General features: G+C 61.5%; 21 protein-coding genes. 11 read left to right on the top strand and 10 right to left on the bottom strand.

What is annotated here, in order from left to right:
- The first annotated feature begins 33 nt into the window (after positions 1–33).
- The 3 genes from QAO71_RS15580 to QAO71_RS15570 are packed head-to-tail and all read left to right on the top strand — an operon-like array spanning position 34 to position 2,887.
- Entirely contained in the window at positions 34–2,325 is a 2,292-nt protein-coding gene (locus QAO71_RS15580; protein ID WP_280164841.1) for a YdbH domain-containing protein, read from the top strand.
- A gap of 14 nt (positions 2,326–2,339) precedes the next feature.
- A complete protein-coding gene (locus tag QAO71_RS15575; protein WP_036988981.1) occupies positions 2,340–2,528 on the top strand; it encodes a YnbE family lipoprotein in 189 nt (62 codons plus the stop codon).
- A 14-nt stretch (positions 2,529–2,542) separates the two neighbouring features.
- Positions 2,543–2,887, top strand: coding sequence for a YdbL family protein (locus QAO71_RS15570; RefSeq protein ID WP_074779524.1), 345 nt, complete (start codon positions 2,543–2,545; stop codon positions 2,885–2,887).
- Between the two features lie 3 nt (positions 2,888–2,890).
- On the opposite strand, the gene QAO71_RS15565 is transcribed toward QAO71_RS15570, so the two are convergent.
- Both QAO71_RS15565 and QAO71_RS15560 read right to left on the bottom strand, forming a co-directional pair.
- Complete coding sequence (locus QAO71_RS15565; RefSeq protein WP_280164840.1) at positions 2,891–3,871, bottom strand: lipase secretion chaperone; 981 nt, start codon at positions 3,869–3,871, stop codon at positions 2,891–2,893.
- 54 nt (positions 3,872–3,925) lie between these two features.
- Positions 3,926–4,873: a triacylglycerol lipase gene (locus QAO71_RS15560; RefSeq protein WP_036988983.1), complete on the bottom strand. Its 948-nt coding sequence runs from the start codon at positions 4,871–4,873 to the stop codon at positions 3,926–3,928.
- Between the two features lie 328 nt (positions 4,874–5,201).
- Between QAO71_RS15560 and QAO71_RS15555 the strand changes: the two genes are divergently transcribed.
- The 4 genes from QAO71_RS15555 to QAO71_RS15540 all read left to right on the top strand — a co-directional run bounded on the left by QAO71_RS15555 (position 5,202) and on the right by QAO71_RS15540 (position 8,261).
- The gene (locus tag QAO71_RS15555; protein WP_036988984.1) at positions 5,202–5,675 is read left to right on the top strand and encodes an NfeD family protein; all 474 of its coding nucleotides are present in this window, start codon (positions 5,202–5,204) and stop codon (positions 5,673–5,675) included.
- A gap of 29 nt (positions 5,676–5,704) precedes the next feature.
- Positions 5,705–6,625 (top strand): stomatin-like protein, encoded by a 921-nt coding sequence (locus QAO71_RS15550; RefSeq protein ID WP_177173397.1) that lies wholly within the window; start codon positions 5,705–5,707, stop codon positions 6,623–6,625.
- A 153-nt stretch (positions 6,626–6,778) separates the two neighbouring features.
- The gene (locus tag QAO71_RS15545) at positions 6,779–6,907 is read left to right on the top strand and encodes a hypothetical protein (protein WP_268875378.1); all 129 of its coding nucleotides are present in this window, start codon (positions 6,779–6,781) and stop codon (positions 6,905–6,907) included.
- Between the two features lie 259 nt (positions 6,908–7,166).
- Positions 7,167–8,261: a 3-deoxy-7-phosphoheptulonate synthase gene (locus QAO71_RS15540; RefSeq protein ID WP_036988986.1), complete on the top strand. Its 1,095-nt coding sequence runs from the start codon at positions 7,167–7,169 to the stop codon at positions 8,259–8,261.
- Between the two features lie 32 nt (positions 8,262–8,293).
- Here QAO71_RS15540 and QAO71_RS15535 read toward each other — a convergent pair whose 3' ends face one another.
- The gene (locus QAO71_RS15535) at positions 8,294–10,150 is read right to left on the bottom strand and encodes a DUF4105 domain-containing protein (RefSeq protein WP_036988987.1); all 1,857 of its coding nucleotides are present in this window, start codon (positions 10,148–10,150) and stop codon (positions 8,294–8,296) included.
- 93 nt (positions 10,151–10,243) lie between these two features.
- Positions 10,244–10,732: a DUF3015 domain-containing protein gene (locus QAO71_RS15530; RefSeq protein WP_036988988.1), complete on the bottom strand. Its 489-nt coding sequence runs from the start codon at positions 10,730–10,732 to the stop codon at positions 10,244–10,246.
- 250 nt (positions 10,733–10,982) lie between these two features.
- On the opposite strand from QAO71_RS15530, the gene QAO71_RS15525 reads away from it, so the two are divergent.
- Both QAO71_RS15525 and QAO71_RS15520 read left to right on the top strand, forming a co-directional pair.
- Positions 10,983–12,677 carry a long-chain fatty acid--CoA ligase gene (locus QAO71_RS15525; protein ID WP_036988989.1) on the top strand — a complete coding sequence of 565 codons (1,695 nt, stop codon included), beginning with the start codon at positions 10,983–10,985 and terminating at the stop codon, positions 12,675–12,677.
- A gap of 130 nt (positions 12,678–12,807) precedes the next feature.
- Complete coding sequence (locus QAO71_RS15520; RefSeq protein WP_280164839.1) at positions 12,808–15,165, top strand: multiheme c-type cytochrome; 2,358 nt, start codon at positions 12,808–12,810, stop codon at positions 15,163–15,165.
- 8 nt (positions 15,166–15,173) lie between these two features.
- Here the strand turns inward: QAO71_RS15520 and QAO71_RS15515 are convergent, their stop codons facing one another.
- Together QAO71_RS15515 and QAO71_RS15510 are read right to left on the bottom strand one after the other, a co-directional pair.
- A complete protein-coding gene (locus QAO71_RS15515) occupies positions 15,174–17,081 on the bottom strand; it encodes a methyl-accepting chemotaxis protein (RefSeq protein ID WP_280164838.1) in 1,908 nt (635 codons plus the stop codon).
- A 66-nt stretch (positions 17,082–17,147) separates the two neighbouring features.
- A complete protein-coding gene (locus tag QAO71_RS15510; protein WP_280164837.1) occupies positions 17,148–18,770 on the bottom strand; it encodes a methyl-accepting chemotaxis protein in 1,623 nt (540 codons plus the stop codon).
- Positions 18,771–18,933: 163 nt separating this feature from the next.
- On the opposite strand from QAO71_RS15510, the gene QAO71_RS15505 reads away from it, so the two are divergent.
- Positions 18,934–19,914: a calcium/sodium antiporter gene (locus tag QAO71_RS15505; protein WP_074779503.1), complete on the top strand. Its 981-nt coding sequence runs from the start codon at positions 18,934–18,936 to the stop codon at positions 19,912–19,914.
- Positions 19,915–20,005: 91 nt separating this feature from the next.
- A complete protein-coding gene (locus tag QAO71_RS15500) occupies positions 20,006–20,728 on the top strand; it encodes a VC0807 family protein (RefSeq protein WP_036988995.1) in 723 nt (240 codons plus the stop codon).
- Between the two features lie 22 nt (positions 20,729–20,750).
- On the opposite strand, the gene QAO71_RS15495 is transcribed toward QAO71_RS15500, so the two are convergent.
- The 4 genes from QAO71_RS15495 to QAO71_RS15480 form a co-directional block, all read right to left on the bottom strand.
- Complete coding sequence (locus QAO71_RS15495; protein ID WP_280164836.1) at positions 20,751–21,875, bottom strand: aminotransferase class V-fold PLP-dependent enzyme; 1,125 nt, start codon at positions 21,873–21,875, stop codon at positions 20,751–20,753.
- An 89-nt stretch (positions 21,876–21,964) separates the two neighbouring features.
- Positions 21,965–22,465 (bottom strand): DUF4334 domain-containing protein, encoded by a 501-nt coding sequence (locus tag QAO71_RS15490; protein WP_280164835.1) that lies wholly within the window; start codon positions 22,463–22,465, stop codon positions 21,965–21,967.
- A gap of 43 nt (positions 22,466–22,508) precedes the next feature.
- Complete coding sequence (locus QAO71_RS15485; protein ID WP_136868726.1) at positions 22,509–23,138, bottom strand: TetR/AcrR family transcriptional regulator; 630 nt, start codon at positions 23,136–23,138, stop codon at positions 22,509–22,511.
- A gap of 38 nt (positions 23,139–23,176) precedes the next feature.
- Positions 23,177–23,950: a hypothetical protein gene (locus QAO71_RS15480; RefSeq protein WP_280164834.1), complete on the bottom strand. Its 774-nt coding sequence runs from the start codon at positions 23,948–23,950 to the stop codon at positions 23,177–23,179.
- Positions 23,951–24,022 lie beyond the last annotated feature (72 nt).

Below are 24,022 nucleotides of genomic sequence, written 5' to 3'. Positions count from 1 at the left end.
TTGATGCCGGGTGCTTGTCTTGTGGAGGGGTGAATGCGCAAAGCCGTGGTCAGTGCCGGGGCAGTATTACTGGTGTTGCTGCTCGCCGCCGTGCTGACCGGCCAGTGGCTGCAGCGCACCCTCACGGCCGCCGGGCTCGAACAGTTGCACTGGCAGCAGTTACGCTGGACCGATGGCGCGCTGTGGTTGGGCGAGGCCAGCGGGGTACAGGTAACGGAGCAGGGTCGCCTGGGGTTCCGTCTGGATGGCATTCGCCTGCAGCCGGCCTGGCGCGATGGGCCGCGGATCGAGCAGTTGCTGATCGATGAACTGCAACTGGTCTGGCAGTCGGCGCAGCAGCTGCCGCAACGCGAGACCGAGACGCAGTGGCAGTTTCCCGACCTGGAGCAACTGGCCGGGCCGCTGTCCTGGCTGCCGCGGGAGTTGGCGGTGCGCAGCCTGCTGGTGCAACTGCCCTGTGAGGGCGAATGGTGCCGCTTGCAGGGCGAGCTGCAGGTAAGCGCCGAGCAGCAGCCCTTGGCAATTGCCGCCCAGTTGGCGCTCCAGGCTGATGAGCAGTACGTGCAGGGCCAGCTGCAGCTGCGCGAAGACGCCGGCGCCTACCTGTTGCAGGCCGAGCTGGAACTGCCGCAACCGCTGCCGCTGGCCGGGCTGGGGCAGCTCAGTGGCCATCTGCATATCGATCTGGAAAACCGCGGTGATCAATGGCTGTTGCATGCGGGGCAACTGGACGCGCGATTGGCGCGACCGGAGCTGCAGGCGCTGGCCAGCCTGCCGGCGGAGCTGCGGCCAGACGCCATTGCTCTGGAGGTCACGCCGCAGCCGGGCAGTCTGGCGAGCTGGCGGGATACGATTCCGCTGGCCATGCACATGGCGCTTGAGGGGGGCATTAGCGGGCAGTTGGATACCCAACTGGAGCTGAGCCGTCAGCCGCAGTGGCAGGCCCGGTTGGGGGACGGGCTCTTGCAATTGGATGCGTCAAGGCTGGCGATGGCCGGTCTGCAGGCGCGGACGGTGCGACTCGACTGGCCGTTTCTCGGACACATAAGCGAGCAGCAGTTAAATCTGCAGCTCGGCAAAGAGGCATTGGTAACGGCGCAGAGCCTGTCGCTGGCGGACGTTGGCCTGCAACTGGCGGGCTTGCGCGTGGAGGTTGGCGAGGCCAGTCTGAGTGCTCCGCTGGCAACGCCTGATCAGCTGCAACTGGACACGCCGCTGCGGATCGGTGCCACCCGGCTGGCGCATGCCGCGCTCAAACCCCAGGGCTGGAACCTGAACGGCAGACTCCAGCAATCACCGACCGGACTGACGTTGGATGGCAGCCTTGCCGCGCTCAGTGGGCTGAATGCCGACCTGCGAATGAACTGGCCCAACGGTCAGCCCTGGCAGCTGCAGGCGACCCTGCAGGAGATATTTCTACGCGCCGCCGATCCGCTGATGGGCACCTTCACTGACTGGCCGGCGCTGCTCAGTTTCTCCAGTGGGCGCATCACCGGTCAGCTGCAGGCGACCGGCCGAGACGGGCTGGATCGTCTCACCGGCCAACTGTCGTTGAGTGGCGGTCAGGGTATCTACGATCGCGCCAGCTTCACCGGGTTGTCATTGCCGCTGGAGATAATGCTACAGAACGAGCAGCTGCAGCTGGACACCGACGCATTGCGCATCACCAGTCTGGACCCTGGCCTGCCGCTGGGACCACTGCAGGCCAGCGGCCGTTATCGCGCCACGCTCAATGAACCGACCACAGGTGCGCTTGACCTGCGCAGCGCCAGCCTCGGTGTGCTGGATGGAAAGATAATACTGGAGCCGGCCACCCTGGATCTGGGGCAGGCACGGCAGACCTTGGTAGCAATGGTGGAAGGCGTCGAACTGGCCCGCCTTTTCGAGGTCTATCCCGCGGAAGGCTTGAGTGGGCAGGGCACGCTGGACGGGCGTTTCCCCATCAGTCTGGTGGACGGCAATCTGCTGATTGCCGATGGGCGGCTGCAGGCCCGCGAACCCGGTGTGCTGCGTTACCAGGCGGAACAATTACGCGAGCTGGCAGCCAGTAACCCCAACCTGGAACAGCTGGCCGTGGCGCTGGATAACTTTCAGTATCAGGTACTGGCCAGTGATCTGTCCTATGATGAGCAGGGCGTGCTGGTACTCGGTCTGCGGCTGGAAGGGAGCAACCCGGCATTTCAGCAGGGGCGGCCGGTTCACCTGAACATTCGCCTGGAAGAAGACATTCCGGCCCTGCTGACCAGTCTGCAGTTGACCGGGAAGGTGAACGAGGTCATTCGCAAGCGGGTTGAGCAGTTCTATTTGCAGCGACGCAGTCCATGACAGGAGAAGTAAATATGTATTGGCGTCTGACGATAACGGCGGTGATGGTCGGCATCCTGACCGCTTGTACGCCCAAGGTGCAGCTGGCCGCGCCCAGCGAACCGATCAACATCAACCTGAATGTGAAGATCCAGCACGAGATCTACATCAAGGTCGACAGGGAGCTGGACGAGCTGTTCAGTGAATCCAGCGGGCTGTTCTGAACAAGGAGAATGACATGCGTATGAGTATCCGATTGGGCGGACTGTTGCTGGCCCTGTTACTGAGTGCACCTGCGCTGGCACTGTCGCTGAACCAGGCGATGTCGGCCCTGCCGGCGGCCAAGGCGGCCGGTCAGCTGGGTGAACAGCCCGATGGTTATCTGGGCGTGGTGGCAGCCGGTGGCAACGCTGCCGAAATCGCTCAGCAGATCAACCAGGCCCGGCGCGATGAATACCAGCGCCTCGCCCGGGAAAACAACATCCAGCTACGAGATGTGGAGTCCATGGCCGGCAAGAAGGCGCTGGAGCGCACTCCCACCGGGCAGTACATCATGGTCAACGATGTGTGGATGAAGAAATAACGCTCAGTTCATCACCCGCAATCGTTCGGTCTCGGTGAACTGTTCCTGCAATAGGGCGTTCACCGCGGCCTGGCGGTCGGCTTCTGCCAACCCTGGCTGCGCCAGAATCGTCTCCCGCTCCGCATTGAAGGTGGCTATCCGCTGACGCCATTGGCTGCGCTGCTGGTCGAGCGCCTCCAGCCGGCCGGTGGCTTCTGGCCCGAGCAGTTCCATGCGCAGCTCACGAACCTGCCTTTCGTCGGCCCCGGCTTCGCGCAGTGCCAGCGTCTGTTGGCGTAGTTCCTGATGAATCTGCGGTACCAGCAGTTGCTGCATTTCCTCCGGCAGGCTTTCGCGCAAAGCTTCGATGGCCTGGGCCTTTTCCTGCTCATCCAGCGCGCTGTCGCGGCGGATGGCCAGCCGCTCCAGGGTGAAGTTGTTGTAGATCTCCTCACCGGCAAAGAACGCCTCATGTGCCTCGTGGCTGAACAGCGTAGCGCGCAGGCGTTGCACTGCCTGTTCCCGGGCGAACAGATCCGCCAGGCTGTCGGTGACCGGGAAACGGCTTTCCAGGTCGACAAGTTGCTGTTGATAGGCGAGGTAACTATCCAGTAGTTCCAGTGCCTGGCCTAGTGCCGGTTGCTGCAACTGTTGCGCGAGATAGTCGCGGATGCGCTGGTGCGTGACGGCGGGGGACTCCTCACCAATCAGGCTCAGGAAATAATCGAACAGATGGCGAATCTGGCTGCTGATCAGCAGATTGCCCCGGGCATCCACCTCCAACCGGCCATCCACCTCGGTGCCGCGAACGCTGGCTGGTAATGGGGCGGCGATGGTGTCGACAGCGGCGGGCAACTGCTGCGCCTCTGGCGTTGGGCTTGGCGTGGTGGGTGCGGCGCTGACCATGGGCGCGGTCGAGCGCGGGGCGGGCTGCCGGTCCGCGGTGAAATACCAGCCGAGCAGCAGGATGCTGCCCAGCAATGGCAGATAGATAACTGCTTTCATACGATGGCTACCGTCGGGCAAGGTGATACGGGCCCGTCGCGGGGCCCGTCATGATTACAGGCCGGCCTGTTTCAGCCGGTTGGCCTGTTGCCGGTACACCGTCACCGGGTCGGTTTCGAACAGGCTGGTCAGGCCCAGGATCTGGTTGACCTCGTCCAGGTGATTCATCCGGTAATTGTCGCGAATGACCATGCCCAGCCGCGAACTGCAGCGTCCGACCATGCCGTCATTAGCCTCTCCCTTGGGGAAGGTCTGCGCGGCCACGACCATCATCAGGTCAGACGGATCGAGCAGGTTGGTGGATGGGTTGGTGCCGCTCCAGGAGTAATAGCGCACGTTGTTGACCTGATAATCACCCTCGCCGCAGGCAGTGGTGGGAATGCCTTGGGGGAATTTGGCATTGAACCGCGCAGCGCCTGCCGAATGCAGCGATTCCAGCGAACCGAGAGAATTCATTGGCGTATCGATTGGGCTGCCAGAGAGGAAGTTGATCATCTTGCCCGCCGCATTCACCAGACCCGCGACAATGGCTTCGCCGGCCGAGCCTTCCGGCATCTCCCGCAGAAAATCAGCTAACGCCGAGCCCTTGTGCGGTGCGCCGATGCTGGTGACCGAGGCGACCAGATCAGGACGTACCGCGGCGACATAACGGATGGTCGGCCCGCCATGGCTGTGGCCGAACAGATTGACCTTGGACTTGCCGGAAATGGCGACGATTTCCTCGACCTGCTCCAGCAATTGCTCACCCCGGGCTTCGGAGGTGTCCAATTGGCTGACTTCGGTAATATAGACATCGGCGCCGTCCTTGCGCAGTGCCTGCGGGATGCCATACCAGTAATCGATACCCAGCATGCTGTCCCAGCCGAGCATGCCGTGGGCGAGCACGATGGGATATTGGGTCTTGGTGTAGTTGGAGGAGCTGAACCAGGATGCCTGGACCTGGCTGGTGACGCCCAGCGCGGCGACCAGGCCGACTGCCAATGAAAGGCGATTGTGTTTCATATGATTACCCTTGGCCGATTATTTTTATGCTTGTGGGCTCTGACTGCACAGGCGGTGAGGCCTGATAGAGACCGGCTGAGCATAGGTGTGTTGCGAGCGACCGACGAGTCGCGATAGCAGCGGACCTGCCGGGCGCGGGTTGACCACTGGGTCACCCGCTCTGGCGCTATCCTATTCACCAAATCTATCCGATGAGCGGTATGAAAAAGGCAAAGAGCCATCATTTGTGACAGGTGTCGCGATGCAGCGTGTGCCTTACCGCTTTCCCGCGTTGATCTGTTAGTCTGGCGCTTTGATGCCCGAGAGCGGGCCCCACAAGGATGAAGCGATGTTATTGAACAGCTTTCTCAATGGATATGCCTTCTGGCTTTTGCTCGGCTTTGCGCTGCTGATTTCCGAATTTTTCATTCCCGGCCTGGTGGCGGTCTTCTTCGGTGTGGGTGCGCTGGCGGTCGGACTGCTGACACTGATGGGGGTAATCGACAGTCTGGCGTTGCAGTTGCTGTGCTTCGGCGTCATCAGTCTGGTTGCCCTGTTCGGCTTGCGGCGTCACTGCACGCGTTGGCTACGCGGTGGCGTCGGCGGCCGGGCGAAAACGGACCTGGATGATGTTGGCGTGGTCGGCAGCCGGGTGTCCGTACTGACTGATTTCCTCGATGGCACTGGTGATGTGCAGCTCAATGGTGCCAAATGGGATGCCGAGTCCGATGAGCCCCTGCGCACCGGTGAAACTGCCTGGGTCATTGCCATCAATGGTATCGTGCTGCGCGTAAGCACCTCACGTCCCGACCGATCGATCTGAATTCACTTAAATAACTGGAGCAACGCGCAATGGAAATCGCAACAATGCTTTCACTGGCACTACTGGCGTTCATCGTCATTACCATCGCCAAGACGGCACAGATCGTGCCACAGCGTTCGGCCTATGTGGTTGAACGGCTGGGCAAATATGCGAAGACTCTGGAGGCGGGCTTTCATCTGCTGATCCCCTTCGTTGACCGCATCGCTTATAGGCACACCATGAAGGAAGAGGCCATCGATGTGGATCGCCAGGCCTGCGTCACCAAGGACAACATCCAGGTGGTGGTCAACGGTGTGATCTACCTGCAGGTGGTCGACCCCAAGGCCGCCAGCTATGGCATTGCCGATTATCGTTATGCCGCTACCCAGCTGGCGCAGACCACTCTGCGCTCGGTAGTCGGCAGGATCGACCTGGACAAGACCTTTGAAGAGCGTGAAGCAATCAATACGCAGGTGGTCGCTGCGCTGGATGAAGCGGCGCGGCCCTGGGGAGTGAAAGTGATGCGCTACGAGATCGCCGATATCGAGTTGCCGGCGACCATTCTCGATGCTCTGGAAAAGCAGATGCGTGCCGAACGGGAACGTCGTGCGGTGGTGGCTCAGTCCGAGGGTGAGCGCGAGGCCAAGATCAATGTCTCGGAAGGTATCAAGCAGGAAACCATCAACCTTTCCGAAGCGGACAAACAGCGCCAGATCAATGAAGCCGAGGGTAAGGCGCGGCAGATCGAACTGGTGGCCCAGGCCACGGCGGAAGGCCTGCGCCTGGTGGGCGATGCCATTACCACACCTGGCGGCAAGGACGCCGTGGCATTACGGGTAGCCGAGCAGTACGTGAACGAGTTCGGCAAGCTGGCCAAGACTAATAACACCATGATTCTGCCGGCGGAACTCAGTAATATCGGGTCTGCGGTGGCAGCGATTACCAAGACGCTGGATACGGTGAAGCAGTAGGCAAGAGGTGGCGACAGGGGCATCAGGCAGGCAACCGTGCGGTATGCGCCGCTAGTGTCATTCTGTCGTCATCGCGGTCTGCCATGCTTTGACGCAATGGTTGAATAGCACCCGCTAATGCAGTAAGTTAATTGTCATTCAATGGAGAAACCCATGTCAGTCAGCACATCCATTCAGCACCATCGCACCCCGGCAAATGCCGTGGCTGCTGCTGTCTGTGATGCAAGCTCGGGTGTTTCCACTTATTTTTATGGGTATTGGTTTAGCCAAGGGCTGGCCTGATACCAGGCGGCCCACTCCAGACGGGCCGCCCACCGCACTACTCAGCAACCCCCGGTCGGCCACCCGACCGGGGGTTTTGTTTTTTCGGCCAATAACGGCCAATGCATTGAGAGGATTCAGACATGAGCAATCACTTTACCTACTCCTACCGTTACTGCAGCTGGCGATTTAGTGGTCGCGCCCAGAATCCACAGACATTGCAACGACTAACACGATAGAGCGCTGCGCGGACTGAACCGCGCAGCTGAGGACAGCACTGATGAATTCTTCCGTATCCGCCCTGCAGCTTTCCGTTGTACCCAGCCCCGAGCAGGCCCAGAGCCTTATCCAGCATGCCCAGCGTCGCACCCGCCCGTTACCGAGCCCAGCGGTACTACGTCAGCGCTTGCCACTGAACGACCGGCAGGCCGAACAGGTTCAGACCCAGCGCCAGGCCATCCGCAATATTCTCAATGGCGACGACCAGCGCCTGCTGGTGGTGGTTGGACCGTGCTCGATTCATGATGCCGACGCGGCGCTGGAATATGCCCAGCGCCTGGCCGATCTGGCACCGCAGGTTGAGGACCAGATGTTGCTGGTGATGCGAGCCTATATCGAGAAGCCGCGTACCACGGTTGGCTGGAAAGGGCTGGTCTACGATCCACAATTGGATGGTAGCGGCGATATGGCGGCGGGGTTGGAGCTGTCGCGCCGGCTGATGTTGCAGATGATCGATCTGGGCCTGCCGTTGGCCAGTGAACTGCTACAGCCGCTGGTGGCGGGTTACATTGATGATCTGCTGGGCTGGGCGGCGATTGGTGCGCGCACCAGTGAGTCGCAGATTCACCGGGAACTGGTCAGCGGCCTGGATATGGCGGTGGGTTTCAAGAACGGCACGGACGGGAGCATGGGCATCGCCATCGATGCGATGCGTTCTGCAGCCCATGGGCATCAGCATTTCGGTATCGACGAGTTGGGTCGGCCATCACTGGTGGAAACGCTGGGCAACCCGGACACTCATCTGGTGCTGCGGGGCGGCAACCGGGGGCCGAATCATGATGCGATGAGCGTCGCCATGGCGCGGGCGGCCCTGGAAAGCGCCGGGCTGGAGCCGAGCATCATGGTCGACTGCAGTCACGCCAACAGCGGCAAGAACCCGCTACGCCAGCCGGCCGTGCTGGAAGATGTGATTGATCAGCGGCTGGCCGGTGATGCCAGTCTGCGGGCGGTAATGCTGGAAAGTCACTTGTTTGATGGCAATCAACCGCTGTCGGGTGAGCTGCGTTACGGTGTTTCGATTACCGATGGTTGCCTGGGGTGGGATGGGACCGAGCGGATGTTGCGCGGCGCTGCTGAACGGCTGCGGCGGGGTTGAGCGCTTCGGGGGCGCGCCCCCGAAGCGCAAACTCAGTAGTGATACCAGCGCAGCTGCAGCATCACTTCATTCTGTGGCGCGCTCCACTGGCTGAATTCACGCTGGGCGGTCAGCCGTAGCCCGAGGTTGCGGGCCAGCTCCAGCTGCTGGGTCAGCCCGAGACTGCGGCGCACTTCACCATTGTGGAAGTAGTCGGCCTGGGCTTCCAGCAGCAGGTTGCCGGCGCGATTGCGCCATAGCAGGCCGCTGTCAAAGCCGGCAGCCGGGCTCAGTATGGCGGCAAAATCCTGATGATGCTCGACGCGCAGCGTCATCAGGGCATAGCCCAAGACATTCTCAGTGAGAGCCCAGGTGGCGCCGGCACCCCCATTCAGATGACCGACCAGGCGCTGCTTGCCATCCTTGCCCGCGACTCGCTCCAGGCCGGTCTCGACCTGCCATGACCAGGGCTTGAGCAACTGATTGCGGGGCGTCAGCGAGCGGATGCTGACCAGCCCCAGTTCCTCCAGTTGCCAGTGATTGCCTTCATACTGACGTACACGTAACTTACCCAGTTCGATCTGCGCTCCCAGCGGGAAGCCTGCCAGATTGTCGTTCAGGTCATGGTAGGCCATGCGCAGCCCATACTCGGCGAAGCTACGATGGTCCTGACTGCCGAGTGCCAGTTGCCAGGTGCGCGATTCATGACCGTCCTCGGGCAGAGTCGGAGTAGCGATCTCCAGCCGCGGTGGTGGGTTCTGATTGATCGCCTGCAGCATGCGGAAACTGCGCGCCGCATTGCCGGCGTCGCGTTCCTGGCCGGCCGCCTGATACCGCAGCAGGCGGTAGGCGGTTTCCTGGATCAGCGCCTGACGCTCAGCGGGCAGGGTCTGGAACGCGGCATCCTCGAGCAGCCCGGTATCGGCAGCCAGCGCCTGGGCCCAGCTTACTTCCTTGGGCTGCAGCGGTGCAGCGCGGGCCAGCAGCTCCTTCTCTCGTGAGGGCCGGTAGTTGATATCTTGCACCAGACCGGCATCTTTCACCGCCCGCACCGTGTCGGCGGGAATGGCGGTCAGCGGAAACTGGTCGATCAGTTTCAGGCCCGGGCGGGCGATTTCCAGCAGTTCGAGCAGCCGATACGAGCAGTTTTCGTCGAAGAAGAAGTAGTCGAAGCGGATCTGCCGCAACTCCCAGACATGCTCGATCATGCGGCCGGTTTCCTCGGGTGTCAGATCGAGGCGGTATTCCCATAGGTCGCGGTTTTCCAGACTGCTGTATTCGCTGAGTTTCTCGCGGTAGGGCAGCAGCGCGAACTGGCCGGGGTAGCCGCCCGCGAGGCCCTTCCAGGCATAGAGAATACTATTGTCCATGCCCTCGACCATGGCGCCGAAATTCAGTGCATAGCTGAGCAGGGCGGTGCCGCTGCCCTCGTTGGCCGCTGAATCAATGCGTAGCAAGGTGTGCCCGAACATGGATGAGGGGCTGTTCAGGTAGGCATCGGGGAACACCAGCACCGTGGTGTGCGGGTCGATATCGGCATACCAGGCAGCGAACTCTGCACACTCCACGATGGGCAGGTCCTCCAGCGGTAATTGCTGTCGGAGCCAGCGGGTGCGCGAAGGGAAGCGGCATTGCGGGTGGGCATCTGCCAGCTCCGGGTCGGCATACAGAGCTTGCAGCGTGGCTTGCAGCTCCGCCAGCGGCGCGCGCTCACCGTCCACGGCCAAGAAAAAATCAGCATCATCGACATAGCTTTGCCAGCCGCCGAAGGTTTGCTGCTCGTAATGACCGAGCGAAATCCAATAGGGATCTTCCGCCAGAGTCTGCAGTGTGGCTGGGTCAGCTTGCGGGGCCGCCTGTACGGCAGTGCCGAGCAAGCTCAGCAACAGGGGAAACAAACGTATGGACATGCAGGACCGGAGTGGGCAGCGGCGATGTCAGCTGACACCGGGAGAAAGTATCCGTAGCCGGCGCAAGCACCGGCCCGGATGGTGATGCAGGGATCAGGCCTGGTCGGCGTACTTGGCCAGAACCGCGTCCTGCTTCATCACGGCCAGAGTCGCAGTGTGGACCTGTTCGGCGGTGACATCGGCGGAGCTGAAGATGTCATTGAAATGCTGGCTGGTCACGGCGGCGAAATGCGCGCGATCTTCGGCGGGCACACCCAGTACCACGGCGTAGGTGGTCAGAGCTTCGCCTTCGCCACGGGCCATGTCTTCGGACAGCTCGTTCATGATGCTGCTCAGAACGATCATCGATTTGCCGTTATAGGCCAGGGCGCCGCTGGTATCGCAACCGTTGGTACCCGAGGTCATGCCGAAGGTGGCGTTGCCGGAGGTGCCGTTGGTGATGGACGCAACCAGGTGGGACGGCAGGCCGCGCTGGCCTTCGAACAGCATGTTGCCCCAGCCGCAGCCCGGACCGCCCGGTGCGGTGGCGAAAGCGTTGAGCGAAGCAGCAGCAAGCAGGGAACCGAGCAGGATCCGTTTCATGACATTTTTCCGTTTGTATGAAGAAGTTTCAGAATCTAGCAACCCGCTTCGCTTATTGCAATTTGATTACTGATTTGGATGAGCGGGTTACCGCAGATTGAAGGCCGAAAGAATCAATCTGTGAGGTTCATCACAAATGCCTCGGCAATCTATGGCGGCGTATATATCTGCTGGATTGGCCTTTGCGCAAGCGTGTTATGGCGCTAGGTTTGGGGCTTCAATAATTACAATCAAGCCGAGGAGGCGTGTCATGAACGCGAGTGCGCAATTACGTTGGCTGGACTCCTACCCCCACAACATGCGCTGGGATGCCGAATTGCCGACAGGCCCGGTGTGGGCCTTGCTGGACCAGGCTGTTGCAGCCTTTGCCGAGCGTCCGGCGATCGACTTCCTCGGCCACAAGTTGACCTACCGACAGCTGGATGACCTGGTCAAGCGTGCCGCCTGCGGTCTGCAACGCCTGGGTGTCGGCCCGGGTGTGCATGTAGGCTTGTATCTGCCCAATTGCCCACACTACTTCATCGCGTTCCTCGGTGTGCTGCGTGCCGGTGGCACGGTCGTCAACTATTCACCGCTGGATGCCGAGCGTACGCTGGCGCACAAGATTGAAGACAGCCAGACCGATTTCATGCTGACTCTGGACCTGGCCGCTCTATATCCGAAAATGGCCGGCCTGGTGCACAGCAGCCGTCTTCAGGGTTTGATTGTCGGCCAGCTGACGGAATTCTGTGGGCCGGTCAGCGCGGCGCAAGCCGGCCAGTTAGGCCCGGCGACGACGGTTGCATGGGACGCCAGCACCAGATCCTTTGCCAGCCTGCTGGAGAACGATGGTAACTTCGTCGCCCACCCACTGGCTGATCCTGCGACGACCCTGGCGGTACTGCAATATACCGGCGGTACCACCGGCGCGCCCAAGGGTGCCATGCTCACCCATGCCAATCTCACCGCCAGTTGCTCCCAGTTGCAGGCGATCCTGGACGAATCGCTGCAGGTGGGGCAGGAGCGGGTCCTGGCGGTGCTGCCGCCGTTTCACATCTACGCGTTGATGATCAATATGCTGTTCAGCATACGCATGGCCGCGGAGGTCTATCTGCACCCGCGCTTCGATGCCGAGACGGTGTTGCGGGAGATTCATGACAACCGCATCACTACCTTCCCTGGTGTGCCAACCATGTTCATCGGCCTGCTAGCCCACCCGCTGACCGCGCAGCTGGACCTGACCTCGCTCAAGCTGTGCAACTCTGGTGGCGCACCGTTGCCGCTGGAGGTGCAGCAGCGATACTCGGACGTGGCCGGCTGCGCCCTGCGCGAAGGTTGGGGGATGACCGAGACCACCACCACCGGCACCTTCACGCCCAAGGACGCCGAGCCGCGCCCCGGCTCTTGCGGCATGCCGGTGCCGGGCTCGACCATCCGCATTGCGCCGTTGGATGGCTCGGCCGGCAGTCTGGCGCCGGGGGAGCGCGGTGAAGTATGCATCGCGGGCCCGAATGTCACCGCGGGTTACTGGAAGCGCGCTGACGCTACCGCCGAGGCGATGACCGAGGACGGCTTCCTGCGCACCGGGGACGTCGGCTATATGGATGAGCAGGGCTGGCTGTACATCGTCGATCGTACCAAGGACATGATCCTGTGCAGTGGCTACAACGTTTATCCGCGGGTGATCGAGGAAGCGATCTACGAGCATCCGTCGGTCGAGGAGGTCTCCGTGATCGGTATCGATGACATCTATCGCGGCCAGGCACCCAAGGCCTTTATCAAGCTCAAGGCTGGCGCCCAGCCCTTTGATTTCGCCCAGTTGCAGGCCTTCCTGGAACCGCGCCTGGGCAAGCATGAGCGTCTGGCAGCGATGGAAATCCGTGATGCGCTGCCGCGCACGCCGGTGGGCAAGCTGTCGAAGAAGGAACTGGTTGATGAGGAGCGGGCCAGAGCGGCGACGGCCTGAATCCAGCGGGTTCGACTATCTGGTGCGGGCAAACACTGGCGGTTGTGCGCAGGTTTCTACGCACCAGGGGTAGCCACGGGGCTACCGGGCAAGCATTATTCGCCCAATCCAATAATAATCGGACCGCACCATGGCAGTATCCGAACACTCCTCTCGCAAATGGCGCTGGCTGGCATTGGCTGTCGCCGTGTTGCTGCTGGCGTTGGCAAGCTACTTTGCCAGCCAGTATCGTCCCGCCAAGCCAGCCGCGGCCGTCCCGGTTGAAACGCCTGCACCGCCAGTGGTCCGCAACCAGACGCCGGCAGACTTCATCGGCAGCGCCAGCTGTGCCGGCTGCCACTCCGAGCAGCATCAGGCCTGGCAGGAATCCCAGCATGCCCATGCCATGGCCCATGCCAGTGCCGAGACGGTGTTGGCGGACTTCAATGACAGCCGCTTCGAGCATGCCGGCACCGTTTCGCGTTTCCAGCAGCGCGACGGGCGTTACTTCGTCACCACCGACGGTGCCGACGGACAGTTGACCGAATACGAGGTGTTGTACACCTTCGGTCTGGACCCACTGCAGCAGTACCTGATCGATCTGGGCGGTGGCCGCCTGCAGGCCCTGTCTATCGCCTGGGATACCCGGCCGCACGCAGCGGGAGGCCAGCGCTGGTTCCATCTGTATCCGGACGAGCAGGTGCGGCATGACAGCCCCTTGCACTGGACTGGCCCGGCGCAGAACTGGAATTTCATGTGCGCCGACTGCCACGTTACCGATTACCGCAAGGGCTTCGACGCGCAGACGCAGAGCTTCGCCGCCGAATGGTCGGAGCTGGGGGTGGGCTGTGAAGCATGTCATGGGCCTGGTAGTCGGCATCTGCAATGGACCCAGGGGCAGGAATGGCCAGACAAGGGGCTGACACTGTTGCTGGATGAGCGCCAGGACATGCACTGGCTGCATGAACTGGGGCGGGTAACGGCGCGGCGCAGCGTGCCGCTGAGCACGGACAAGGAACAGCAGGTGTGCGCCCAATGCCACTCGTTGCGCAGTGCTACCGCCGAGGGGTATCACGCCGGCCTGCCATTGCTGGATTTCTACCGCCCCGAACTGCTCAGCGATCCGCTGTACTTTGCCGATGGCCAGCAGCGCGAGGAAGTATTCATCAGCGGCAGCTTCGCCCAGAGCCGCATGCATGCCGCCGGCGTTACCTGCAGTGATTGTCATCAGCCGCACAGCCAGGCGCTGCGTGCCGAGGGTAATGCACTGTGCAGCAGCTGCCACCTGCCGACAGAGTTCGATCGGCCCACGCATCATTACCATGCTGCCGATTCGAGTGGCGCCCAGTGTGTCAGCTGTCATATGCCGGAGCGTACCTATATGGTCATCGACCCGCGCCGCGATCACAACATTGCCGTACCGCGCCCCGACCTGGCCCGACAACTGGGTACCCCAGACGCCTGCACCGGGTGCCATACCGACCGCGAGCCGGACTGGGCCGCGCAGCAGATTGCCGGCTGGTTCCCGGAGGGCCGCTGGCAACAGGCATCCCCTGCGACCACCATCGCCGCCGCCGATCAGGGACTGCCGGCCGCGCAACAGGACCTCGCGACCCTGGTCAACGATCCGCAACTGGCGCCGATAGTGCGCGGCAGCGCGGCGCAGCGGCTGCAACCGCAGCTCGGTCAGGTCCAGCAGCAGGCTGTGGCCAAGGGGTTACAAGACCCCGATCCGTTGGTACGCCTGGGCAGCATCCGTGCGCTGGGGGATAGCCCTGCGGCGCTGCGTCGGCACTACCTGGCGCCGCTGCTGGCCGACCCGCTGCGTAGCCTGCGCTCGCTGGCTGCCAGTCAGCTGGTGGATGTCGATCTGCCGCCTGCCATACAGCCGGCTTTCGAGCGCGCGCTGCGCGAATATGAAGAAGAGCTGGCGTTGCATGCCGAACGCTCCAGCCACCTTGGCCAACTGGCCCTGCTGCGTTTGCGGCAGGGGCGCGCGGGAGAGGCGGAGGAGGCCTGGAGTCAGGCGATCAAAGCTGCACCGCTGGACGCGGCAAACTACCTGAACCTGGCTGATTTGTACCGCTCGCAGGGGCGGGAGAAAACCACGGAGCGGCTTTTGCGCGAGGCGCTGGTGATACTGCCAGCCGAAGGCATGCTGCATTATGCGCTGGGGCTGTCACTGGTGCGTCAGCAACAGCGTGAAGCGGCGCTGGAACATCTGCGACGCGCCTGGGTGCTGCAGCCTGACGAACCGCGTACCGGCTACGTGTTAGCGGTGGCGGTGGAGCCGTCAGCGCCGGAGGAGGCGTTGACCATCCTGCGTCAAGCCGGCCGACTGCATCCCACTGACCGCGACGTGCTATGGGCGGGAGCCAGCTTCAGCTTCCGGCATGGTCAACCGGGGCTGGCCCGAGAGTTCGTTGATGCGTTGCTCGAGCGCGATCCGGGCGACCAGCAGGCGTTGGAACTGGCGCGCCGCCTGCCGGACGCTGCTACGGACAGGTAAACCTCGTCCTACACCTGGAACCGGCTCACCAGCACCTGCAATTCATTACCCAGCCGCGCCAGTTCGATACTGGAGGCGGCGGTCTGATCGCTACCGGTCGCGCTCTGCTCGGCCACGTCGCGCACGTTGACCACGCTGCGGCTGATCTCTTCGGCTACCGCGCTCTGCTGTTCGGCCGCCGCGGCGATCTGCTGGTTCATCGACTGGATGTTGGACACACTCTCGGTAATGCTGCTCAGCGCTGCGCCCGCGGTGCGGGTCAGCTCCACGCTGTTGCCGGCCAGGGTGTGGCTGCTGCTCAGTCGGCTGGCGACCTGTTGGGTGCCGCTGTGTACGGCAGCTACCAGAGCTTCGATTTCTTCGGTGGATTGCTGGGTGCGCTGGGCCAGGGAGCGCACTTCATCAGCAACCACCGCAAAACCGCGCCCTGCTTCCCCGGCGCGGGCGGCTTCGATAGCGGCGTTCAAAGCCAGTAGATTGGTCTGATCGGCTACTGCCCTGATCACATCCATCACCGTACCGATCTTGCTGCTTTCCTGCTTCAGCAGCTCCATAGCCTCGGTGGAGCGGGTAACTTCTTCGGCGAGGCGTTCGATCTGGCTGATGGCTTCGTTCACCACCGTGTCGCCGTTGCGGGCTTCGCCATTGGCGCTGGTGGCCGCCAGTGAGGCCTGCTCGGCGTTACGCGCTACGTCATGGACGGTGGCCGACATTTCCTGCATGGCGGTTGCCACCTGGTCAGTCTCTTCCTTCTGGCTGTTGATGCCGACGCGGGTCTGCTCGGTGACGGCGGACAGCTCCTCGGCAGCGCTGGCAATCTGCGTGACGCTTTCATGAATCCGGCCGATCAGCTCGCGCAGGCTGTCTGCCATGCGTTGCACGCCCCGTTGCAGTTCACCGAACTCATCGCGGCGGGTTACGGCGTGGTTATGGGTCAGATCGCCATCGGCAATGCGCTGCAAGGTCTGGCGGGTTTCTCTCAGCGGGCCAGTAATCTGACGGGTGATCAGCAGGGCGCTCAGACCGCCGATCAGCAGGGCCAGTACAGCCATGGTGACCTGCAATACGCGGGCGGAGGTTGCCTGCCGATCGCCACGCTCCAGCTGTGTCTGTCGCAGCTGCTCGGTGATGCGCATGATATCGGCGCCCTGCACGGCATTTTCCTGGCGAGCCTGGACGATCTGGCTGGTGCCGGCCTCGTAACGTTGATGCTGAGCCAGGTAGTCACCCAGTATCTGTTGCGCCCGACTCAGCAGATCCTGTTGGCCCCCGAGCAGCAATCGATCGAGTTGCTCCAGGTCGCTGGTGGCGGCTGTCACGGCAAGGTTGAACGCCTGCTCTGCCTCGGCGCCGCCTTCGGCCCTGAGTATCAGGCTATCGAAGCGTACTTGCAGAAAGCTGGTGGCAAAAGCGTCAACGGCCTGCATCAGCTGCGCATCTTCATTGCGGTTGGCCTGGTTCTGCATTGTCGCCAGCACTTCGGCCATCTGGCTGGCCTGTTGATTCATCGCCTGCAGAGCGGCGTTGCGGCTGGCAAAGGCGGCTCGCATGCTATTCAGCGAGATCTGATAGGCATCGATGATGCCCGGCAGGGGCTGCGCGGTATTGCGGTCCTCGGCATGGGTCAGTTCGTTGGCCAGATGGCGTTGCTCTGCCCCAAATGCATCCAGTTGGTCTTGCACCTGATTGGCGATCGTCTCGTCGCCGTTCGCCGCCAGGTACTGCATGCGCATGATGCGCAGTTTGCTCAAGGTGTTTTCCAGCCTGGCGACCTCGCCCGCCTGGTTGCCATCTTCGATCAGGATGCCCAGGCTGCGCCAGCCGATCACTGAAAGGATCAGGGTAAACAGCAGAACCAGGCCGAAGCCCATGCCAAGTTTCAGGTTGACACTGAGGTTGTCAAACCAGCTTTTCATTGATGTTGCTCTCCGGTGTGTGAAAAAGGGTATAGCTGGTTATTGTTGTTATGGGTGAGCTCCGGCTCATGCATGCAACCGGGCGGCCAACTGATTCAGTTCGGTTGATAGCTCATGCAGCGCTGCGCTGGCGTGGGCAGTGTGATCAACTTCTTCCTGATTGGTAGCGGCAATCTGGGTGATTTCGGTGATGTTGCGCGAGATGTCCTCCGACACGCTGGTCTGCTCCTCGGCGGCGGTGGCGATCTGCCGGTTCATGTCGCGGATGGACTCGACCGCCAGGGCGATCTGTTGCAGGCTATCGCCGGCCAGGGTGACTTGCTGCATGCTGGTGTCGCTGCGGCTCCTGCCTGCTTCGATAGCCCGGCCAGCTTCCTCGGCACCGTTCTGCACGCTGTTGATGATGGTCTGGATTTCCGTGGTGGACTCACTGGTGCGCTTGGCCAGGGTGCGCACTTCATCAGCAACGACGGCAAAACCGCGCCCGGCCTCGCCAGCGCGGGCGGCTTCGATGGCGGCGTTCAAAGCCAGCAGGTTGGTTTGCTCGGCAATGCTCTGGATCACCTCCAGCACCTTGCCGATGCGCAGGCTATCGTTTTCCAGTTGGTGAACCACCTCGGCAGTGCGTTGGATCTCCCGCAGCAGTGCCTGCATGGAATCGATGGTCTCGGTCATCACCACGCGGCCATTGCGGGCATTATCGTCGGCGGCATCCGCGGCGCTGGAGGCATCGGCTGCGTAGCGGGCGACCTCTGCGCTGGTGGCGGACATTTCCTGGATCGCAGCCGCGACCTGGTCAGTGCGGGAGAATTGTTCCCGGCTGCCCTGGGCCATACGGGTGGCGACGGTATTCAGCCCGCCGCTGGCGCGGTCGAGTTCGGTGGTGCCATGGCGCAAACCTTCCGCCGTTTCGGCGAGGAAGCCGCGCAGTTGATTGGCGGCCCGGGCCAGCACCCCCAGTTCGTCCTGGCGTTGGCTGCTGATCTGCTCGCCGAAGCGGCCTTGGCTCAGTTGTTCGACCTGTCGGATCAGGTGAGTGATGGGATTGATCAACTGGGTGCTGATCAGCCAGCTGGCCAGACCGCCGATCAAAAGCGTCGCGGCGACCATGATCAATATCGACAGCCAGACGGTACGTAGGGTGGCCGCGCGGATACGCTCGATCTCGCTGGCGGCATGCTGGTTGATGCCCGCCACCAGTTGCTCCAGCTGATCGCTGGTATCGCGGTCGATACCGCGGACCAGATTGTCGCCGGCCACCGGGTCGCGACCGGCGGCCAGAAACCGCTCCAGGCCGTCACGGTAATCTGCACCCAGCGCCAGGTGCCCTTTCTTCAAAGAAGACACCCGCTCATGGAAGGCCGACGACAGCTCCAACTCGAGGATCTGTCCCAATAGGCGTTGCACCTGCTTTTCGCTGTGCTGGAACTGTTGCCAATAGCGGTCCAGGTCGGCTTGCTTGCCGCCGCGCAGCAGTACGTTCTTCCATTCCTGGACCTGGGTCTTGAATGTCAGGTTGGTCTCGTTGATCAGCCCGGCGGTGGCCTGGGGGCCTTCCATCAACAATCGGTAGTTGCGCAGCTCCTGGACCAGCGAGAACACGCTGACCAGGGCTACAGCTAGCATCAGCAACAGGCTGCCGATGATCAGCGCCAGGCTCTGCCGGCGCAGGGAGGACTTGAGTACCATCAGTAAATCCCATCGAAAAAGAGGAACGACAACGCCCCGGAGAGGCACACGGGTGTGGATGGGCGTTGGAGGAATATTGTTGATCTGCGGGTTGTGTCGGCTGGCGACCGCCAGAACTTTAACTCATACTGCGCCTTTCTTATCGACTGGAATGTAAACAGACATGCTGCTTGCCATTGCCGCCATCATTGTTGGTCTTGTTGTGCTGGTCTGGAGTGCCGATCGCTTCGTTGAAGGCGCCTCCGCGGCCGCCGTACACGGGGGCATGCCGCCGTTGCTGATCGGCATGCTGATCATCGGCTTTGGTACCTCTGCCCCCGAGCTGTCGGTCTCGGCATTGTCGTCATTGCAAGGCAATTCAGGCATTGCGCTGGGGAACGCCTGGGGTTCGAACATCACCAATATTGCCTTGATCATCGGGTTGGTTGCGCTGATCAGTCCGATTTCCGTCCACGGGCAGGTAGTGCGGCGCGAGCTGCCCATTCTGTTGGGCATCACCGCACTGGCCGGATGGCAGGTGTATGACGGTGACCTCAGCCGTGTCGATGGTATCGTGCTGCTGGTGGTCTTCGCCCTGTTGTTGGCGCTCTCGATTCGCGATGGTATGCGCAGCCGGGACGATGTGGTTGCCGATGAAATCCGCAAACAATACCTGGCCGATACCATGCCCCTGGGCAAAGCAATCATGTGGCTGGTATTGGGGCTGATACTCTTGATCGTCAGCTCACGTCTGCTGGTCTGGGGCTCGGTGTTCATCGCCAGCGACTTGGGTATCAATGACATGATCATCGGCCTGACCATTGTTGCGATAGGTACCTCGTTGCCTGAGCTGGCATCCTCGCTGGCTGCCATCCGCAAGAACGAACATGACCTGGCGCTGGGTAACATCATCGGTTCGGGGTTATTCAACACGCTCGGGGTGGTCGGCCTCGCCGCGGTGATCAATCCATTGGTCGCGCCGCCGGAGGCCTTGACACGTGACTGGGCGTTGATGGCAGGCCTGACCGTAGCCCTGTTGTTGATGTGCATTGCCTGGCGTGGCCGACCCGGGCGGATCAATAGAGTGGAAGGCGCAGGCCTGCTGACGGTCTTCTGTGGTTACACCGGCCTGCTGGTATGGACCGCCATGGCTGCCGCCGCCTGAAGCGGCCAGCGGTTGGCCGGTTCAGCGTTCCTGCGCCAGTCAGCCGCTGCGTGTATGATATGTGCAACGAAGACGAGAACCACCCGATACCATGAATGAAGCTCTGCGCGAGACCCCGCAACACAAACCCCGCCCGATGATCGACCTGCTGGTCAGCATCGTGATCCCCTCGGTGATCCTGATGAAGTTCAGCGGCGAGGCGCACTTTGGTCCGCATCAGGCGCTGATCCTGGCGCTGGCCTTTCCACTGGGTTGGGGGTTGTTCGAGCTGATCCGCTACCGCAAGTACAACTTCATTGCGGTGCTGGGCGTAATCAGCGTCTTTCTCACCGGCGGCATCGGTCTGCTGGAACTCGACCCGCAGTGGCTGGCCATCAAGGAAGCAGCTGTGCCCGGCGTTATCGGCTTGGCGGTGCTGTTTTCCACCCGCACCCGTTATCCGCTGATCCGCACCCTGCTGTACAACGACAAGGTGCTGAATGTGCAGCGCGTCGATGAACGTCTGCAGGAGCGCGGGCTGCATGAAATATTCGAACAGCGCTTGCTCAAGGCTACCTATTTCCTGGCCGGGACCTTCTTCTTTTCCTCGGTCATGAACTACATCGTTGCCAAGTGGATAGTGGTCAGCCCGGCCGGCACTGAGGCATTCAATGCCGAGCTGGGTCGCATGACCCTGGTCAGCTACCCGATGATCGCCATTCCTTCGATGATCATGATGATGGGCATCCTGTTCTACCTGTGGCGGACCATCCATGGTCTGACCGGGCTGAAAATGGAAGAAATCATGGCGGTGAGCCAGGCGGACAAGAAGTAGCATCCAGCTGTTTGCTGGATTGCTATAGCGCCTCCAGCGCCGCGCGCAGGTTATCCACCGTGCGCTCGCGGTTATGCAGCTTGTCCAGGCCGAACAGGCCGATGCGGAAGGTCTTGAAGCTGGTGGGTTCATCGCACATCAGCGGCACGCCGCTGGCGGTCTGCAAGCCCTGGCTGATGAAACCGCTGCCGTTGTGAATGCGGTCGTCGGCGGTATAGCAGACCACCACACCGGCTGCTTCGAAACCGTCCGCCGCCACGCTGATAAAACCTTTTTCTCTCAACAGTGCGCGTACGGCCTGGCCGAGCTCCAGTTGCTCCTGTTTTACCCGCGCAAAACCGTAATCACGCGTCTCCAGCATGGTGTCGCGAAAGCGTTGCAATGCGTCGGTCGGCAACGTTGCATGGTAGGCATGACCGCCATTCTCGTAGGCCTGCATGATCTGCAGCCATTTTTTCAGGTCTCCGGCAAAGCTATTGCTGGTGGTCTGCTCGATGCGCACCAGGGCGCGTTCGCTGAACATGACCAGCGCGCAGCAGGGCGATGAACTCCAGCCTTTCTGCGGCGCGCTGATCAGCACATCAACGCCACAGGCCTGCATATCCACCCAGAGGGTGCCGGAAGCCACGCAATCGAGCACGAACAGGCCGCCAACCTCATGGACCGCCGCTGCGACGGCTTGCAGATAATGGTCCGGGAGGAGCATGCCCGAAGCGGTTTCCACATGGGGTGCGAATACCAGGTCGGGTCTGCTTTCGCGAATGGCTGCGACCACTTCCTCGATTGGTGCCGGGGCGAAGGGGGCCTGATCGCCGCTGCGGATCTGGCGTGCCTTGAGTACGATTTCCTCGGCGGGCAACTCGGTTGCGCTGAAAATCTGTGACCAGCGATAACTGAACCAGCCGTTGCGCAGCACCATGCAGCGTTTGCCCCGGGCGAATTGCCGGGCTACCGCCTCCATACCATAGGTCCCGCCACCGGGCACCAGGGCTACGCCTTGCGCACTGTAGACGTCTTTCAAGTTGGACGAGATATCACGCATCACCTGTTGGAAGGCTGCCGACATGTGATTGAGCGAGCGATCGGTGAATACCACTGAGTATTCAAGCAAGCCGTCGGGATCGACAGCGGGAACCAGGCTGGACACGGGCAATCTCCTTACAGAGTAGGGTGGGCCGGTGTGATGCCGGCCCGTTCTGAAACCCTATCCCAATACCGGGCGATTGCAAGTACGGCTTATTGCCGTGTCAGGTGGAAGAAGAAGTCGGTGGGCTTGCCCTTGATGTCGCCCAGACCGATGACCACGTTCTCGTTGACCTTGCGGAAATAATCCATGATCGGCTGGCTGTCGTAGATCAGCGCGGCAGACGCCTTGCCATCGAACACCACCTGGCGCATTTGCGCAGCGCCGAGGCGGTCGTAGGTGACGACCTCGCCGTCGGCATTGGTCACCAGTAGCGGCTCCACATCCGTGGGAGAAGTGAAACGCTTGCCGTACCAGTTGATCGGGTCCGGCTCGGCACCGCCGTCGAACTTGCCGCCCTTCCAGGTGCCGACCATGAAGTCGGTATCCACCGGTTCGAGCTGTTTGAACAGGGGCAGCAGAGTCTCCGCCGAATAGGCTTCACCGCTGGCGATCATCTCCAGCCACTGTTGTTCTGCATCCGCGGCCAGGCTGTGGCCGGTAAGCAGGGTAGTCAGGCCGAGGGCGGCCAGTGTTGCAGTCATTGTTCGCATGTCATTCATCCCTAGGGTGTGTGGTGTAATGCGAACAGTCGGGTCAACCAGTGCACAGACTCCAACAAGCGTCCCTGGCAGCATCGATATCGGCATCGCTCAGGCTGATATGGCCATCGCGCTCGGCCTTGATCAGATTGACGAAGGCGCCCCATACCAGCGTCATCAGTACCTCGGCCCGCAGATCAGCGCGGAATATGCCGCGTTTCTGCAATGCCCGGTACTGCGCCAGGATAGGTGCCAGCGCCTCATGCTCCAATTGCCGGCTGGCCTCATCGAGGTAGGGCCGATGGTCCTGCAGTTCCATGAAGCGGTAGGCGTGCGGCGCTTCACGGGTAAACAGCACCATGCGGCGCCAGACCTCATCGAATAGCTCCCGGGTCGGGCGCTGCAGATCGAGATCGCCATACAGGCGCTGGTTTATCGCTATCTTCTGCTCGCGGAACAGCTCGTTGACCAGCAGTTCCTTGCTCTCGAAGTAGCGATAGATAGTGCCCGTGCCGACATTGGCCTGTTGCGCCACTACCGGCATGGGCACGCCATTGACGCCCCCCTCGGCGAACACCTTGAGTGCCGCCTGCAGGATGGCGCTGCGCTTGTCCTTGATCCGCGGCCGAGCCGCTCTGGCCGGGGCCTGTGCCTTGTTGTTGGCGGTTTTGGAATGATTATTCATCGCTGCATTCTAACCGCTTCCGACTGTTCGTACAGCGTTCAGGTGTAAAAAGTCTGGTATGGCTGGAAGATGCAGATGTTGGTGCCGCCCATGGTGTTGCCATCGGTCAGCTCGGTGAAGTAGGTGAACGCCGTGTTCTGCTTCAGCGCATTGCCGATCACCAGATGATTGCGGTTCTTGCCGGCGTCCGGATTGGTGAAGCGCTCGAGGAATATATTGTCCCACCAGTACAGGTTCTGTGGATCGAACTCCTTGCTGTTGGCCGCCTTGCAGATACGGAATACGTACCAGGCGTCCTCGCCGGTCAGCTCCTTGAACGAGGCGCAGTCAATGGCGACCTTTTCCAGTGATGTCCCGGCGGGCAGTTTTTCGCCCTGGCCGGGGCTATAGCTGGCCTTGAGCGTATCGCGGTGCTTGAGATAGGCCACCATCAGCCGATCGGAAGGCTCGTTGTTCTGCAGCCGGGAAATACTCTTGACCGACCCGTCCTTGCACTTGACCTCGATGGTGTACTCGCCGGGCGTCATGAAGCCGGTGGCCAGGTTCACCATGTACCAGTGCGCATTGGTGGTGCGGTCGAAGATGTGGCCGTTGAGGTTGGTGATGGTGAATGGCTGGTTGGCTACCTCTACCACATAGCCGTCGGGGCCGCGGGCGGTGATGCTGTCGATCAACTCGTGAACCGGCGCGCCATTGGTTGGATGAAAGGCGATCAGGAACTTGTGCTGCTCCTTGGGCAGCCCGGTGTTCTCGAAATCCATATATACGTTGCACGCCATCAGATCGTAGATTTCAACGTTACCCTGACTCATGGTGGTAATTCTCCTGATGTTGTTTTGTACTTGAATGAATGTTCATTCAGTTTTCAGAGAATAACCTTGCTG

The sequence above is a fragment of the Halopseudomonas sp. SMJS2 genome (assembly GCF_029866945.1).
GTDB lineage: Bacteria > Pseudomonadota > Gammaproteobacteria > Pseudomonadales > Pseudomonadaceae > Halopseudomonas > Halopseudomonas bauzanensis.
This window is presented reverse-complemented; position numbering and strand designations above follow the sequence as displayed.